16 protein-coding genes are annotated in these 15815 nt (G+C 63.8%); 5 read left to right on the forward strand and 11 right to left on the reverse strand.

Annotated elements, in window-relative coordinates:
* Positions 1 to 12: 12 nt before the first annotated feature.
* Positions 13 to 591, reverse strand: a complete 579-nt coding sequence (locus FXB41_RS21710; protein ID WP_219683158.1) for a hypothetical protein — start codon at positions 589 to 591, stop codon at positions 13 to 15.
* 168 nt (positions 592 to 759) lie between these two features.
* On the opposite strand from FXB41_RS21710, the gene FXB41_RS21715 reads away from it, so the two are divergent.
* The gene (locus tag FXB41_RS21715) at positions 760 to 933 is read left to right on the forward strand and encodes a hypothetical protein (protein ID WP_219683159.1); all 174 of its coding nucleotides are present in this window, start codon (positions 760 to 762) and stop codon (positions 931 to 933) included.
* A gap of 175 nt (positions 934 to 1108) precedes the next feature.
* On the opposite strand, the gene FXB41_RS21720 is transcribed toward FXB41_RS21715, so the two are convergent.
* The 3 genes from FXB41_RS21720 to FXB41_RS21730 all read right to left on the reverse strand — a co-directional run bounded on the left by FXB41_RS21720 (position 1109) and on the right by FXB41_RS21730 (position 3487).
* The gene (locus FXB41_RS21720) at positions 1109 to 1321 is read right to left on the reverse strand and encodes a hypothetical protein (protein ID WP_007590639.1); all 213 of its coding nucleotides are present in this window, start codon (positions 1319 to 1321) and stop codon (positions 1109 to 1111) included.
* Positions 1322 to 1469: 148 nt separating this feature from the next.
* Entirely contained in the window at positions 1470 to 1646 is a 177-nt protein-coding gene (locus FXB41_RS21725; RefSeq protein WP_007590638.1) for a hypothetical protein, read from the reverse strand.
* A gap of 104 nt (positions 1647 to 1750) precedes the next feature.
* A complete protein-coding gene (locus tag FXB41_RS21730) occupies positions 1751 to 3487 on the reverse strand; it encodes an adenylate/guanylate cyclase domain-containing protein (RefSeq protein ID WP_219683160.1) in 1737 nt (578 codons plus the stop codon).
* Positions 3488 to 3813: 326 nt separating this feature from the next.
* Here FXB41_RS21730 and FXB41_RS21735 point away from each other — a divergent pair, with 326 nt between their 5' ends.
* Positions 3814 to 6000 carry a lytic transglycosylase domain-containing protein gene (locus FXB41_RS21735; RefSeq protein ID WP_219683161.1) on the forward strand — a complete coding sequence of 729 codons (2187 nt, stop codon included), beginning with the start codon at positions 3814 to 3816 and terminating at the stop codon, positions 5998 to 6000.
* A 91-nt stretch (positions 6001 to 6091) separates the two neighbouring features.
* Here the strand turns inward: FXB41_RS21735 and FXB41_RS21740 are convergent, their stop codons facing one another.
* Together FXB41_RS21740 and FXB41_RS21745 are read right to left on the reverse strand one after the other, a co-directional pair.
* Complete coding sequence (locus FXB41_RS21740) at positions 6092 to 6382, reverse strand: hypothetical protein (protein ID WP_246649029.1); 291 nt, start codon at positions 6380 to 6382, stop codon at positions 6092 to 6094.
* A gap of 66 nt (positions 6383 to 6448) precedes the next feature.
* Positions 6449 to 6637, reverse strand: a complete 189-nt coding sequence (locus FXB41_RS21745) for a hypothetical protein (protein ID WP_007590634.1) — start codon at positions 6635 to 6637, stop codon at positions 6449 to 6451.
* A gap of 729 nt (positions 6638 to 7366) precedes the next feature.
* On the opposite strand from FXB41_RS21745, the gene FXB41_RS21750 reads away from it, so the two are divergent.
* The 3 genes from FXB41_RS21750 (at position 7367) to FXB41_RS21760 (ending at position 10942) form a co-directional block, all read left to right on the forward strand.
* Entirely contained in the window at positions 7367 to 9802 is a 2436-nt protein-coding gene (locus tag FXB41_RS21750; protein WP_219683162.1) for a PAS domain-containing sensor histidine kinase, read from the forward strand.
* Complete coding sequence (locus FXB41_RS21755; RefSeq protein WP_007590631.1) at positions 9799 to 10470, forward strand: response regulator transcription factor; 672 nt, start codon at positions 9799 to 9801, stop codon at positions 10468 to 10470. Before FXB41_RS21750 ends, FXB41_RS21755 begins: the two co-directional genes overlap by 4 nt.
* Positions 10471 to 10555: 85 nt before the next feature.
* A complete protein-coding gene (locus tag FXB41_RS21760) occupies positions 10556 to 10942 on the forward strand; it encodes a response regulator transcription factor (protein WP_219683163.1) in 387 nt (128 codons plus the stop codon).
* Between the two features lie 32 nt (positions 10943 to 10974).
* Here the strand turns inward: FXB41_RS21760 and FXB41_RS21765 are convergent, their stop codons facing one another.
* The 5 genes from FXB41_RS21765 to FXB41_RS21785 form a co-directional block, all read right to left on the reverse strand.
* Entirely contained in the window at positions 10975 to 11943 is a 969-nt protein-coding gene (locus tag FXB41_RS21765) for a tripartite tricarboxylate transporter substrate binding protein BugD (protein ID WP_219683164.1), read from the reverse strand.
* A gap of 87 nt (positions 11944 to 12030) precedes the next feature.
* Positions 12031 to 13272 (reverse strand): threonine synthase, encoded by a 1242-nt coding sequence (locus FXB41_RS21770; RefSeq protein ID WP_219683165.1) that lies wholly within the window; start codon positions 13270 to 13272, stop codon positions 12031 to 12033.
* A 130-nt stretch (positions 13273 to 13402) separates the two neighbouring features.
* Complete coding sequence (gene lpdA, locus FXB41_RS21775) at positions 13403 to 14821, reverse strand: dihydrolipoyl dehydrogenase (protein ID WP_007590627.1); 1419 nt, start codon at positions 14819 to 14821, stop codon at positions 13403 to 13405.
* A gap of 17 nt (positions 14822 to 14838) precedes the next feature.
* Positions 14839 to 15066 (reverse strand): hypothetical protein, encoded by a 228-nt coding sequence (locus tag FXB41_RS21780; protein WP_007590626.1) that lies wholly within the window; start codon positions 15064 to 15066, stop codon positions 14839 to 14841.
* A 20-nt stretch (positions 15067 to 15086) separates the two neighbouring features.
* On the reverse strand, positions 15087 to 15815 hold a 729-nt coding region (locus FXB41_RS21785), incomplete at its 5' end, for a 2-oxo acid dehydrogenase subunit E2 (RefSeq protein ID WP_219683166.1).

Here is a 15815-nt window from a genome sequence, read left to right on the forward strand (position 1 = left end):
CCTTGGAGGCGCCTACGCGTTCCGCATCGCACGGCCGAACGGATCGACCAGGCGGACGATCTCACAGGCGGCAACGAGGCCGGCGAGCCAGACGGCGCTGGTCAGCCCGATGCGCGCAACGATGGCGGCGGTGAAGGCGCCCTCGCCGCCGAGGACCGGCGTCGCGACAAGCAGCGCGAACTCGTAGACCGCGTAGGCGGCAGCGAACGCAATCGCCAGCATCAGCGGCGTGCGGCCTCGTGGCAGCCTACGGAGGACCGTCGATGCGGCTGCGGTCGATAGCAGCGCAGCCGCGCCGATGACGAAGCCCCAGGCGATGGTGCTGGTGTCGATCGGATAGTGCAGCACGCCGAAACCGATGGTCTGGTTGACCAGCCAGGCGCCGGTGACGACGAGCAGCGCCGGACGCAGCGGTAGCATCGCGGCGGCGATAACCGCGAAAGCGGCAAATGGCGTGGCGCAGGCGAATGCAAAGCTTGCCAGCGCGCATGACACCGTCAGCAGCGCGAAGCCGAACAGCGGCGCAAGCCGCGGCGCAACCGGGTACAGACGGAAACGGTCGCCGTGAGAGGGCAGGATCTGACGGGGCATGGATGAACTCCTGCCGGCGATCCTAGCACATTGCATTGGTTGGATCGCCTCCCGCGACAGTTCCAACTGCCCCATCGGAGGTCGTGAGAGATGGTAACGCGCCCTCTTGTCCTAGAACGGGCCGGCTACGCTCGCCCTCTTGCGCGCTGGGCTTGAGCCCAGGCCGCGGTGACGTCGCGCGGCGGGACGTCGACGCGCCGGATCGGCGTCAACTCGCCGGAGGCGGAGATGATCGCGGTCTCCTCGCGGCGGCAACGCGGGCACACGAAGCGGACCTCGTTCGGCGAAGCCGACCAGCTCGAACGTTTTACATTGGCGGCCATCGGCCAGGCTGCGCAGTGAGAGCATGACACCAGGAACCGACCGGGATCGAGCATACCCATTCCAAAGGACTCCGCGTCCTGCCATCCCTTCAATGATTAATCCATGTGAATCGTTCCGGTGCCGAGACACCGCCAAGGACACCGTCAAGGAATCGTCAAGACACCGTCGGCCCCGAACCAGGAGGCGGAGCGGCTCAATGGGCGCCCTTGAGCGTGCACGACGTGGTGCAGGTGACCGTGTTGCCGTGGTCGCACGCCTTGCAGGCGGCAACGCATTGGGTCATGTCGCGGGGATTGAAGGAGCTGTAGTTCCGCATCGCGCAGACCGGGGTCGAGCCGGTGATGTCCTGCTCCTGGTTGCAGGCTGCCGTCATGAGTCCAAACATGATGACCGCGAGGAGGCGCATGGGATCGCCCTGTGAGGCACGACAAAACAATCTCGCGAGGCGCGCTGCACCGCAGCGAGCCTCGGCATTTCCACAGCGGAAATCGCCGCAGGCGTCCCCGCTTCTGCATTGAGGATGCGCGCCAAGTGTTAAGAACGGATTGCCGGCGTCAGGCCGCAGCCTTGCTCGCGATGGCCTGCCGCATGTCCACGGCCAATTGGCGGTACTGCTCCGATAGCTTCAGATAAAACTCGCGCTTGGTGCTGTCGGTGGCAAGCCTGGCGATCAGCTCGCATTCGGCGGTGAGCGTCTCGAACCGTTCGAGCCTGTTCTCAAGTTCTGTCATCGGCGTGTCCCCGTCAAACGCCTCAAGGACATCAAACCTAAGCCCGGGAAATAGGTCACAGCGAACATCGTTATCGAGTAGAATCAATTTTTCCGCGCGGCCGGCTATTTCTGCTCCAACCGCCACGCGCCGTCCCAGCCCTCGTCCGGCGGATTGGCCTCGAACCGCGCAATACGGGCAAGCATTGCCCGCGACGGGCCGTCGCCGGGGACGGCTTCAAGTGCCGCGTTGAAGGCGGTACGGGCCTCGTCGAAGCGGCGGGCGCGATAGGCCGCGAGGCCTTCGGCGTAGTGCGAACGCAGACTCTCATGCGCGGCAGTCAGCGCGCCTGCCCGGCCCATCACCTCGAAAATCGTTTGCGGCACGCTTTGGCCGGCGACCGCAAGACGATCGACCTCGCGCAATTCGAGCTGTGAGCCGATCGCGTCCGCCGTCGCCTGCGAGATCAGGATACGGGTGCCAAAGGTCTTGTTGACGGCTTCCAAGCGCGAGGCGAGGTTCACGGCATCCCCCATCACGGTGAAGCTCATCATCAGCTCGGAGCCGATGCTGCCGGTCAAAACCTCGCCGGTGGCGATGCCGATGCGCAGATCGCACGGCACCGGCATGGCGCGGATGCCGAGGAGATCCGGGAGCTGCTTCTGGAGCGCGGGCACCTGGTCGGCCATGTCGAGCGCGGCGAAGCAGGCAAGCTGAGCCTGCTCCTCCTCCTCGATGAAGGGCGGCCCCCAATAGGACATGATGGCATCGCCGATGTATTTGTCGATGATGCCGCGGTTGCTCCTGATCGGACCGGACATGACGGTGAAATAGTGGTTCATCACCCTGACGAGACCGCGCGGGGTCATGCCCTCGCTCATCGAGGTGAAGCCGCTCATATCGCAGAACATGATGGTCATGACCCGGCGCTGGCCCTCGATGGCGACCTCGGGCCGGTCGATCAGGCCCTGAACCACCTTGGGATCGATATAGCGGCCGAAAGTCTCGCGGATGCGCTCGTTCTGGCGCAACTGCTCGACCATGCGGTTGAAGGCGGCAGCGAGCTCTCCGATCTCGTCCTGGGTCGAGACGCTGATAGTCTTGTCGAAATGGCCTGCCTCGACCTCGCGGGTGCCGGCCAGCAGCAGCCGGACCGGTCGCGTGATCCCGGTGGAGACCATGATCGCAAAGGCAAGTCCGACGATCGCCGCGAGGATGGTCACGATGCCCGAGACGATGATCGCCTGGCGCTGATGGCGGATGACCTGGGCGGTGCTCACGAACACCTGCGAGAGCATGTCGGCTCGGATCGCGTCGATCCGCTGGGTGAAGAGGTCGCGTAGCGCGTCCACATGGACGAGCACGTCGCGCGCGCCCGCAAAGTCCTTGTCATCGAGCAGCCGGAGCAGCTTGGCGTCCTCCTCGTCGAGTTCGCGGCGAAGCTCCTTGACTGCATTCTCGATGCGCGTCTCGATGCGGGCGAGTGCCGCGTTGTCCGACGGTGTGCTCTCATCGTTGATGATCGCGTTGATCAGCTTTCGCGCGGCTTCGGCCTCCTGCTCGACCTGGGCGTCCGTTTCCCTGAAGATCTTCAGCCGCGCCGCAAAGCCCTCCTCGTCCGGCGGCGTTTGCATTTTGGCGATCACCATGCGCCGCATCGCCAGCGCCCGCTCCAACGAACGCACATTGGACCGCGCCAGGTGGCCGTAAGCCGGAATATACCGGGCGGTCAGCTCATCCAGAAGATGGCCGACGCGGCTCGACATCACCATCGACAGGATCGCGGTGACGACCATCAGGATGATGAGGCCGAGCGCAATCCCGACGATCTTGCGCCGGATCGACTGGTTGAAAATCGGCATGGGCGCGGGACAATGGGCTGAAGGGGAAAGGCCTTGGAACCCAATACAACGGATTTGCCGCCGGGAATACACGCAATTTGGCCGCTTGAGGCGTCCTGAACCGCCGCAACCGTCGAGCGAGCCCTGTTCGTTAATGAAGGTTAAAGAAAACCCGCTCGACCCTCCGTTGCACAAGTTCCCTCGCTCCATCCGTATTTCGCCGCATTGTTGGAACAGCTTCAAGATGCGAAACGACGTCGTGTCACCATTCTTGACGCCGTTTTGATTCTCGAGCCGCATCTCGTCGCGGACTTTGGTTTGTACTGGTTTCGCAGGGGGACCACGGAATGAACCAGTGCCTACGCTCGCTCGCGTGTGTCGTTGCCGTGGCCGCTTTGGCCTTCATCCCTATCGAGCTGGCAGCGAAGAGCAGTCACAAATCGTCCGCGCCGAAGAAGACGCATGAGGCGAAAGCCGGCAAGCAGCGCCACGCCTCCGCCAGCAAGGCGCGGCACGGCAAACATGGCGAGGCCAAGCGCTCGAAGAAACAGGACGACGCGTCCTCGGACAAGCCGGCAGCCCCGCCGCTGACTGGCGATCTCGCCGCGCTGAAGGATGCCATCGATCTCGCGCGGAAGGGCAAGACCGAGGACGCGAGCGCGGCGCGCGACCGCATTGCTGACCCGGCCGGACAAAAACTCGCCGACTGGTTCATGCTGCGCCATTCCGAAAGCACGGCCAATTTCAAGCGCTACGCCGCCTTCCTTGCCGCCAATCCGGACTGGCCGAGCAGCGCGCTGCTCCGCCGCCGCGCCGAGGCTCGGCTGTGGCAGGAGAAGGCCGACGCGGCGACCGTGCACAAATTCACGATGGACCGGCCGACCAGCGCCAAGGGCAAGTTCGCACTCGCCCGCGTGCTGATGACCGAGGGCGACAGCGACAGGGCCGAGCGTCTGGTGCGCAATGCCTGGCGCACGGACGAATTGTCCGAACGCAGCGAGGAAGATTCCTACGAAGCGTTTCGCGATCTCCTGACCACCGAGGATCATCGTGCCCGCTTCGACAAGCGCCTCGGCGCCAAGGACTACGCAGGTGCGCGGCGCGCAGCCAAGCGGCTCGGCAAGGATGCGCTCGCGATCGTCAAGGCCTGCGCCGCCGTCACCGGCAAGGCCAGCAAGGCCAAGGATTACCTCGAGGACGTCTCGGCCGAGGCGCGCCGCGACCTCGGCTATGTGCTGTGCCGCGCGCAATGGCATCTCCAGAATGACCGCATCGACGACGCGGCCGAGGTGATCCTGGCCGCCGCGCCCGATACGATGGCGGCGCAAGATACCGACGCCTGGTGGCGCGAGCGCCGCCTGCTCGCGCGAAAGCTGCTCGACCAGGGCAAGTTCAAAACCGCCTACGACGTGGTGCGCTCGGCGGCCGTGCCCGCGATGGAAGTCTATCGCGTCGACTATCACTTCATGTGCGGGTGGATCGCGCTGCGCTATCTCGATGATCCCAAGGCGGCGATGACGCATTTCGCCGCGATCGACGAAGGCTCGGCCAACCCGATCGCGCTGTCGCGCGCGCATTATTGGCGCGGTCGCGCGGCGGAGGCGATGAACGCAACCGCCGATGCGCGCCTGAGCTATCAGGCGGCGGCGCGCTATCCGACCGCCTATTACGGCCAGCTCGCCCGCGCCAGGCTCGGCCTCGACCGCATCGAACTGCGCGCGCCCTCGCCCGTGCTGGCAGCAGTCGACACGCCGCCCGCGGACGAGCGCGTGCGCGCCGCCGACATGCTCTACGGCGTCGGTGAGCGCGACATGGTGTTTTACTACGCCGAGGATTTCGCCAAGGAGAGCACCGACGTGGCGGCGCTCGAAGCCCTCGGCGAGCTCGCCGGCCGGCGCAACGATGCGCGCGTGATGCTGGAGGTCGGCAAGTCGGCGCTGGCGCGCGGGCTCGCACTCGATCACTACGCCTTCCCGACTATCGGCATCCCTGAACATAAGCAGGTCGCGCCTGCGATCGAGACCAGCGTGATCTATTCGGTGGCACGCACCGAAAGCTCGTTCGACCAGCGCGACAAATCGGCCGCCAACGCAGTCGGGCTGATGCAGGTGACGCCGGAAGCGGGCCGCGACACCGCAAAGCGCTTCGGCCTGACCTATGACTGGGACAAGATGGTCTCCGATCCCGTCTACAACACGCAGATGGGCGCGGCCGAGCTCAGCGCGCTGATGTCGGAATATCGCGGCAACCAGATCATGACCTTCGCCGGCTACAATGCCGGCCGGGGCCGCGTGCGCGAATGGGTGCAGGCGCGCGGCGACCCCAGGGATCCCAAGGTCGATCCGGTCGACTGGGTCGAGCGCATCCCGCTGTCGGAGACGCGCAACTACGTCCAGCGCGTGATCGAGAACGTGCTGGTCTATCGTGCGAGGTTTGAGGCCAGCAGCGTCGTCGCGGCGAAGTCCGAGCAGCGCGTTACGACGCCGAACGTGGGCGCGATGCCGACGGCATCGGCCGCAGCCGCCGCGCCCTAGCTTCGCGACGCCGGGGCTGGACGCGGCGTGAAGCTGGATGCAGTGACTGCGACCGACCTCTCTGCGCGGGTCCGCATCGTTCGGCGAGCCGTCACCTCCTTCCGTGGTCAGAGGGTTCGTACGCGCGCAGAAATGCTTCCGTCAGCGAGCGCGAGAGCGCACCCGTCTGCAGTATCCAGTTCCAGCTCGACACCGTGATCGCTTCGAGCGAACTGCGGTAAGGCCAGAGCATTTCCACCGTCGTCTGCTGATATCGACGGTAGCAATCATAGTCGCAGTACCGCCGCTCAGCGGGCACATGGCGGACGTAACTCGCGCCCAGCGGCTGCGCGCACGCGCTGCAGGTACCGCCGTGGCGAGGCCCTTCCTGATTGACGAGCATGAATCTCATCGCGATGCCCTCTCACCCGGACGGCAAATCCACCGCCCGTTTCGCTCTCCTATCCGCTCAAGACGCCGCTCGTGTGCGTCCCTCGATCAGCGGCGCAGCTTCGCCATGAAGCGCGTAACACTCGTAGCCGCAGTAGGGCAGCAGCGTCTTCGCATCGCGCAGATAGCCGCCGCTGATCTCCTCGCAGCACCACAGGCAGAACGTTTTGCGGAAAGGGGTCCTGCCGTTCACCAATATGAACCTCATGTGGCACCTCCGAGCGCAAAGCAGTAGACCGTGTCGACGGATCCGGTGACTGGTGCTTACGCCGCCTGAGACCGAAACAGCCATCGGCGATCGCGTTCGCGGCGCGCCCTGAAGCGATCGAGACATTTCCGGGAGCAAAGCGGCGCTCGCCAGGAATAATACCGGATCAGGCCGAACTTCCCGCTGCAGACGGCGCAGCTTTTTGCCGCGGAAGGGCGCTCGGAGTGTTCGGGCTTATCGCACATGATCTCTCCTCCTGGCCTCTGATGGGCGCCTCTGACGGTCGAGGATCCCCACGGGCGCTGATGCACAATCATCACGTTCGTCAACGAAATGCGGTTTCTCAATCGTGACCAGCCAGATCATCGGCAAGTCGGACGCCGGCGGAGGCGAAGCTCGCCTCTTGAGCGCACGACGCCGCGCTACTCGACGGTTCGTGCTTCGCGATCGACTTCACTGGATTGCCGGTGAGACTAGTCCGCATGCGACGGGCCTCTCAATTGTACGGAGGTAAATGCAGCGTATGACTAGGGTTGCGCGACCTATACATAGGTTTGTCCGGTAATTTTCCGGAGTTTCGTCTACCCGCAACGAGACGGCGCAACGGCGGCAAGCTGCACGGAGCCCGCGAATTCTCGACTCGGAATCCTGCTTTGGTCGGAGGGAATTGCCCCTCCTGTCGCAAAGTGCTCTACTCGCCCTGCCCCCAAGCGGGCCGGGACGCCTGCGATGATGCCTGGCCAGATCGCAAAATTAGGGAATTCGGCCGCGCAATTCCTGCTCGGCGGCCTTGCGGCGCTTCGATCTCTCGGCAATGCAGCGAAAGACGGACCTGCGGCTGGAGAGGGCCGGCGGCAGGACAATGCCGACCTGCGCGACGCCGTGAAGCAATGGCGACAAGTGTTCGAGCACAATCCGGTCATGTATTTCATGGTCGATCCGGCCGGAACGGTGCTCAACGTGAATACATTTGGCGCCGCGCAACTGGGCTACAGCGTGGCCGAACTGACCGGCCAATCTGTGCTGAACGTCTTTTTCGAAGAGGACCGCGATTTCGTTCGTCGCTGTGTCGGGCTGTGCCTGGAAACCGTGGACCAGTCGCACACCTGGGAGATTCGCAAGATCCGGAAGGACGGCTCGGTTCTCTGGGTCCGTGAGAACGCCAAGGCCATGCGGCGCGGCGACGGCACGCCGATCGTGCTGGTCGCCTGCGAAAACATCACCCAGCGCAAGGAGGCGGAGGATGCGCTGCGCCAGAGCGAGGCCTACCTTGCCCAAGCGCAGGAGTTGAGCCGCACCGGCAGCTTCGGTCTGAGCCTGGCAACCCGCGAGGCCGTCTGGTCCAGGGAGACCTTTCGCATCTTCCAACGTGACCCGCAGGTCAAACCGACGCTCGATTTTGTTTTCCAGCGCATCCATCCGGAAGATCGCAATGCGGTCAGCAAGACCCTTGATCGAGCCTTCCGTGACGTCGGCGATTTCGACCATGAATATCGTCTGCTGATGCCCGATGGATCCATCAAATATCTCCATTCCGTGGCACGCGCGGTGAGACATGGATCCGGCCACATCGAGTTTGTCGGAGCGGTCACTGACGTCACTACGGCAAAGGAAACCGAACAGCGACTGCGTCGCAGCGAAGCCTATCTAACCGAAGCCCAGCGCCTCAGCCATACGAGCAGCTGGGCCTGGGACGTGCGCCGTCAGGAATTCGCTTACCGATCGGCCGAATTCTATCGCCTGTTCGGATTTAACCCGGACCAGATTGATCTGTCGGCGCAGGCCTTCCAACAACGGATCCTCGCCGAAGACTTTAAGCGGATCGTCGATGTGGAACGTCAGGCAATCCGGCAAAAGCAGCCTTTCGAAGTTGATTTTCGGATTGTGCGTCCGGACGGTTCGGTACGACACGTCCATACGGAGGGGCATCCCGTCGTCGGCGGGGACGGCGATGTGACGGAGATCATCGGCACCCACGTCGATGTCACCGAGCAGTTTGCCGCAAGACAAGCGCTGCAAAACGCCTTTGACGAGCTCAAGCTGTCCGAGCAGCGATTTCGCGACTATGCCGAAACCGCCTCGGACTGGTTTTGGGAGAGCGGGCCGGACCACCGTATCACACGGATTTCGGAACATGCCGACACGGCCGGTCCCGTGCCCACGGGCGTGATCGGCCTCGCTCGTTGGGACATTCCGCCCGATGCCGAGCTCGAGCCCGAGAAGTGGGAGCGGCATCGCGCGACACTCGATGCCCACCTTCCGTTTCGCGACCTGGTCTACCGAAGCAAGGATCGCAACGGATCTCCGATCTACGTGCGCACCAGCGGCAAGCCCTTGCACGACGCGAACGGCAACTTTCTCGGCTATCGTGGCGTCAGCAGCGACGTGACGGCGGCGATCCGCGCCGAGCAGGCCGAAGAAGCACTGCGCAAGGCGCAAGCCGAGCTTGCTCACGTCACGCGTGTCACGATGCTCGGCGAACTCACGGCCTCGATCGCCCATGAGATCAATCAGCCTTTGGCCGCCGTGATCTCCAATGCGGATGCCTGCATCGGATGGCTCGACCGCGAACCGGCCGACCTGAATGCCGCGCGCCGTTCCGTGGAATGGATCGTCGAGGACGCCAATCGCGCCAGCGAGGTGATCCGCCGGATCAGAGCGCTTGCGAAGAAGACCGAGATCGAGATGGCTCCGGTCGACATGAACCAGCTCGTCAGGGAGACGGTGGCGCTCGTCCGCCGCGAGCTTGCCACCCATGCCGTGTCGGTGCGAATGGAGCTGGCGTCCGCTCTGCCCAGAGTCTGCGGCGACCGGATCCAACTGCAGCAGGTGCTGATCAACCTGGTCATGAACGGGATTGAAGCCATGCACGCCAATGTGGAACGCCCGCGCGAACTTGCGATCCGCTCCAGCCAGGTGAGCGAGCACGGCGAAGGCCGCATGCTCCTGATCGTGACAGACAGCGGGGTCGGCCTCGGCAACGGCGCGACGGAGCGCATCTTCACACCTTTCTTCACGACAAAGCCGAGCGGCCTGGGGATGGGACTGTCGATCTGCCGATCGATCATCGAGGCTCATGCGGGCCGGCTCTCGGCCTTCCCCAATGACGGAAGCGGAGCAACATTCCAGATTGCCCTGCCCTTGCCGATCGAGGACACGTCGTGACCGACATTCCCAAGGCGGCGACGGTGCAGACGAGCTCCGACGATCCGATCGTCTTGATCGTCGACGACGATCCATCGATGCGCCGTGCGCTCACCAACCTCTTTCAATCCGTCGGCCTCAAGGTCCAGGCTTTCGGCTCCGCGGCGGAGATCATGGAAGCCAAGCCACCGGCGGTCCCCAGCTGCCTTGTGCTCGACATCCGCCTGCCGGGCTCAAGCGGCTTTGACCTGCAGTCGGACCTCGCGAAGGCGAACATTCACACGCCCATTATCTTCATCACCGGTCATGGTGATATTCCGATGACCGTCAGGGCCATGAAAAGCGGCGCCATCGATTTTCTGACCAAGCCGGTGCGCGACCAGGACATGCTGGATGCGGTTCGGGCCGCGATCGAACGGGATCGCAAGCGACGCAATGCCGAGGAGTCGGTCGCGGGAGTGCGGTCCCGCTTCGAGGGTTTGAGCGCGCGCCAGCGCGACATCCTCACTCTGGTGGCATCCGGCCTGATGAACAAGCAGGTCGCGGCCGAGCTTGGATTGGCCGAGATTACCGTCAAGATCTATCGTGGGCAGATCATGCGGAAAATGGGCGCCAAGTCGTTGGCCGATCTCGTCAGAATGGTGGAGGCGCTCGGAATCTCACGCCCGGGCGGAAAGGTGCAAACCTAAGTATGCTTTTCAAGCTCGCTCCAAGGGCTCACTTTCGCCAAGTGCGGCACCGTGATCGGCGGCTCCCCGATCAGGAGCGATCATCTTGTCAATCCCCTTGGCCATTTCCGTCATTGACGATGATCGATCAGTCCGCCTTGCGACCAATAATCTGCTGACGTCGCGGGGATACATGGTCAACATCTTTCGCTCCGCTGACGAATTTCTTCAATCGGCCGAACTGAAGACGACGTCCTGCGTGATCGCGGATGTGCAGATGTCGTTGATGGGCGGCCTTGAGCTCTTGACGCACATGCGCAGCCTTGGCCACCACACGCCCTTCATCTTCATGACGGCTTTTCCCGACGATGCCGTGCGCGACCGCGCGCTGAAAGCGGGCGCTATCTGCTTTCTCGCGAAGCCGTTCTCCACGCCCGCTCTGCTTGAATGTCTGCGGATGGCCCTGCCCGGCCCCGATCAAACCGAGACGTGATACGCCGGCCCCGAGCCCTGGCGACACGGCGCTCACTCCACCTTGATGTTCGCCGCCTTGATGATCGGCCACCACTTCGCGATCTCCGCCTTCTGGCGCGCGCCGAGGGCTTCGGGCGTGAGCTGATCCTGCGGTGTCATCTCCAGCCCTTGGCTTTCGAGCTGCTTCTTCACACCGGGATCGTTCAGCGCTTCCACGGCTGCGGCATTGAGTTTGGCGACGATCGCCTTCGGCGTGCCCTTCGGCACCCACATGCCGGACCAGAGCGTCATGTTGAAGCCCTTCAGGCCCGCCTCCTCCGCCGTCGGGACGTCGGGCGCCGAGGACAGGCGCTTGTCGTCGGTGACGGCATAGGCGCGGATGGTGCCGGCGCGGACCTGGTTGATGGAGTTCGAGGTCTGGTCGACGATGACGTCGATCTGGCCAGCGATGAGATCGTTCAGGGCGGGCGCGGTGCCGCGATACGGCACGTATTGCAGCTTGATGCCGCTGACGCTCTCGAAATAGACCCCGGCGATGTGGCTGCCCGAGCCCGCGCCGGCGGTGCCGGCGGTCGGCGGCGAAGGCCGCGACTTCAGCCAGTCCAGCAGCTCCTTCAGCGAGGTCGCGGGCACCGCGTTCTTGCTGACGACGATCATCGGATTGCTCGGCAGCAGCACCACCGGCTCGAGGTCCGCGACCAGGTCGTAATTGAGCTTGTAGACGGCGCCGTTGGCAACGTGGGTGCCGAGATGGCCGAACGAGATCGTGTAGCCGTCGGGGGCCGAATGCACGGCACGGCCGACGCCGATCGAACCGCCCGCGCCAGTGACGTTCTCGATCACCAGCGGCTGGCCGAGCGCCGTCCGCATCCGCTCGGCAAGCACTCGTGCCATCGCATCTGACGGACCGCCGGCGGCGAAGGGCACGATGATGGTGATAGGACGGGAAGGATAATCGTCGGCGCGCGCGACCCCTGCAAGAGCGAGAATAGCAATCAGCGCAGCCCAGGCGGCCTTCATTGTGTTCTCCCCAGCAATGTCATTGTTGTTTTTGTCTCTTCCCGCGTACGGGAAGAGGGATCGTTCGTGAAGGGACGAAATGCCGCGCTAGAACTGCGAATAGTCGATCGGCTTGTGGCGATCGAGCGTGCGGGTGACCGGCGGCAGCGGGTATTTCAGGCCGGTGGCGCAGTTGAACAGCATCACGCGGTCACCCTTCGAGACGCGGCCGTCGGCGAGGCTGTCCTTGTAGGCGGCGTAGGTCGCAGCACCTTCAGGGCAGAGCAACAGCCCCTCCTCGCGCGCGACCTCGTTCAGCGCGGCAGAGATCTTGTCGTCGTCGACTGCAATGGCAAAGCCCTTGCTCTCGCGCACCGCGCGCAAAATGAGAAAGTCGCCGATCGCCTGCGGCACGCGAATGCCTGACGCGATGGTGTGGGCGTCCTCCCAGCGTGTGGCATGCTCGGTGCCCGCTTCGTACGCGCGCACCATCGGCGCGCAGCCGGAGGCCTGCACCGCGACCATGCGCGGGCGCTTGCTGCCGATGAAGCCGATCTTCTCGAGCTCGTCGAAGGCCTTCCACATGCCGATCAGGCCGGTGCCGCCGCCGGTGGGATAGAAGATCACGTCGGGCACGTCCCAGCCGAGCTGCTCGGCCAGTTCGAGCCCCATCGTCTTCTTGCCTTCGATCCGGTACGGCTCCTTCAAGGTCGAGGTGTCGAACCAGCCAACTTTCGCCTTGCCCTCGCCGACGATCTTGCCGCAATCGTCGATATAGCCGTTGACGCGGTAGACGGTCGCGCCCTGAAGCTCGATCTCGCTGACGTTCACCTCAGGCGTATCGGCCGGGCAGAAGATCGTGGTCTTGATGCCACAGGAGGTCGCATAAGCCGCGAGCGCCGCGCCGGCATTGCCGTTGGTCGGCATCGCCATGTGCTTGATGCCGAGCGCCTTGCCCATCGACACCGCCATCACGAGGCCGCGCGCCTTGAACGAGCCGGTCGGCAGCCGCCCCTCGTCCTTGACGATGATCTCGCCGCCGCCGAGCTTCTTGCCGAGTTTGGGCAACCGGATCAGCGGCGTGGTGACTTCGCCGAGCGAGACGATGTCCTGGCATTTGCGCACGGGCAGCAGCTCGCGGTAGCGCCACATGTCGGCGGGGCGCTGCGCCAACGCGTCCTTGGTCAGCGCCTTCTTCACACCGGCGAGGTCGTAGCGCACCAGCAGCGGCTTGCCGGCCTTGGAGAGGTTGTGGACCTGATCGGCAGCATAATGATCGCCTTCCATCGCGCATTCGAGATGGGTGACGAAGGTCGGGCGTTCGATGGTGAGATTGTCGTTGTCTTGCATGGGGTGATTTCCTTCTTGTTTTGCAGGCCCTACTGCTCGTCATTGCGAGCGTAGCGAAGCAATCCAGACTGCCGCTGCGGAAAGATTCTGGATTGCTTCGCTGCGCTCGCAATGACGGCGGCAGTGGTCGTCAAAGATTCAGCACCCGTCCATACGCATCCAGCACGGCTTCCTTCATCATCTCCGACAGCGTCGGATGCGGGAACACGGTGTGCATCAGCTCTTCTTCCGTGGTCTCCAGGTTCATGGCGACGACGTAGCCCTGGATCAACTCGGTGACCTCCGCGCCGACCATATGGGCGCCGAGCAGCTGACCGGTCTTCTTGTCGAAGATGACCTTGACCATGCCCTGGTCCTCGCCGAGCGCGATCGCCTTGCCGTTGCCGACAAAGGGAAAGCGGCCGACGCGGATCTCGCGGCCGTTCTCCTTGGCCTTGGCTTCGGTGAGGCCGACCGAGGCGACCTGCGGGTTGCAATAGGTGCAGCCGGGGATCATCAGCTTGTCCATCGGATGCGGATGCAGGCCCTTGATGGCCTCGACGCAGATCACGCCCTCATGCTCGGCCTTGTGGGCCAGCATCGGGGGACCCGCGACGTCACCGATGGCATAGATGCCGGGAACGTTGGTCTTGCCGTAGCCGTCGATCACGATGCAGCCGCGCTCGGTTTTGACGCCGAGCTTTTCGAGGCCGAGATACTCGATATTGCCGACCACGCCGACGGCAGAGATCACGCGCTCGAACTCGGCGGTCTGCTTCGCCTTGCCGTCGTCGAGCGTCGCGACCACGCTGTCGCTCTTCTTTTCGAGCTTCGTCACACCCGTGTTGGTGAGGATCTTGATGCCCTGCTTCTCGAGGCGTTTGCGGGCAAGTCCGGCAATCTCCGCGTCCTCGACCGGCAGGATCTGCGGCAGCACCTCGACCACCGTGACATCCGACCCCATCGTCTTGAAGAACGATGCGAACTCGATCCCGATCGCACCCGAGCCCATCACCAGCAGCGATTTCGGCATCCGCTCCGGCACCATCGCTTCAAAGTAGGTCCAGATCAGCTTCTTGTCGGGCTCGAGTCCCGGCAGCACCCGCGGCCGCGCTCCGGTCGCGACGATGATGTGCTTGGCCTGATAAGCCCCCTCGCCGAGCGCGCCCTTGGGCCCCTCGACGTCGGACTTCTTCACCGTGACCTTGCCGGGCGCGTCGATCGAGGCCGCGCCCCAGATCACGCTCACCTTGTTCTTCTTCATGAGGAAGCCGACGCCGTCGTTCAGCCGCTTCGAGACGCCGCGCGAGCGCTGCACCACGGCCTTCGGATCGAACGAGACGTTATCGGCCGACAGGCCGTAATCCTTGGCGTGCTGCATGTAGTGGTAGATCTCGGCGGAGCGCAGCAGCGCTTTGGTCGGGATGCAGCCCCAGTTCAGGCAGATGCCGCCGAGATAGGATTTCTCGACAATCGCGACCTTGAAGCCGAGCTGGGCGGCCCGGATCGCGGTGACATAGCCGCCGGGACCGGAGCCGATGATGATGATGTCGAAGGATGTATCGGCCATGGCGGCTCCCGTTCAACTCAAGAGGTGCCGCGGGCGCGGCGCCTGGAAATCAAAACCCTGACCAGCCATTCGAGCAGGATCGCGCCGGCCATGATAGCCAACGCGATCATAATGACCGCCTGGCCGATGCTCCGTGCCAGCTGCTCGCCGGCAAAGAACGCGGAATGCAGAATATCGAGCCCGACCGGGTTGAGTGCAACCACAGCCGAGAGCAACAAGGAGATCCAGGGCCAACGCGTTCGCATTCACCCCGCGCCTCCCCGGGCTACACCATCATCATGACGGGGTTTTCGATCAGCTGCTTGAAGGCACCGATCAGCTCGGCACCGAGCGCGCCGTCAATGGCGCGGTGATCGCACGACAATGTCACGCTCATCATGTTCGCGATCTCGATCTTGCCGCCGCGGACCACAGGCCGCTCCTCGCTGGTGCCGACTGCGAGGATGGTGGCATGCGGCGGATTGATCACGGCGGTGAAGTGGCTGATGCCGAACATGCCGAGGTTCGAGACGGCCGTCGTGCCGCCCTGGTATTCTTCGGGCTTCAGCTTGCGCGAGCGGGCGCGGGTCGCAAAATCTTTCATCTCGTTGGAGATGGTCGACAGCGTCTTGGTCTCGGCCTTGCGGATGATCGGCGTGATCAGGCCGCCGGGCATCGCCACCGCGACGCCGACATCGGAATGATGGTGCTTGACCATGCCGCTTTCGGTCCAGCTCACATTGCAATTCGGGATCTTCTGCAGCGCCACCGCCATCGCCTTGATGACGAAGTCGTTGACCGAGATCTTGTAGAGCGGCTTCTTCTCCTTGTCCTTGGGAGCAGCCGCATTGATCTCCTCGCGCGCGGCGAGCAGCTTGCCGATGTCGCAGTCGATGGTGAGGTAGAAGTGCGGGACGTTCTGGATCGACGCGGTCAGGCGCTGCGCAATCGTGCGGCGCATGCCGTCATGCGGCACGACGTCGTAGGAGCCGGGTTCGAACAGCGACAGGATCTG

The sequence above is a fragment of the Bradyrhizobium canariense genome (assembly GCF_019402665.1).
GTDB lineage: Bacteria > Pseudomonadota > Alphaproteobacteria > Rhizobiales > Xanthobacteraceae > Bradyrhizobium > Bradyrhizobium canariense.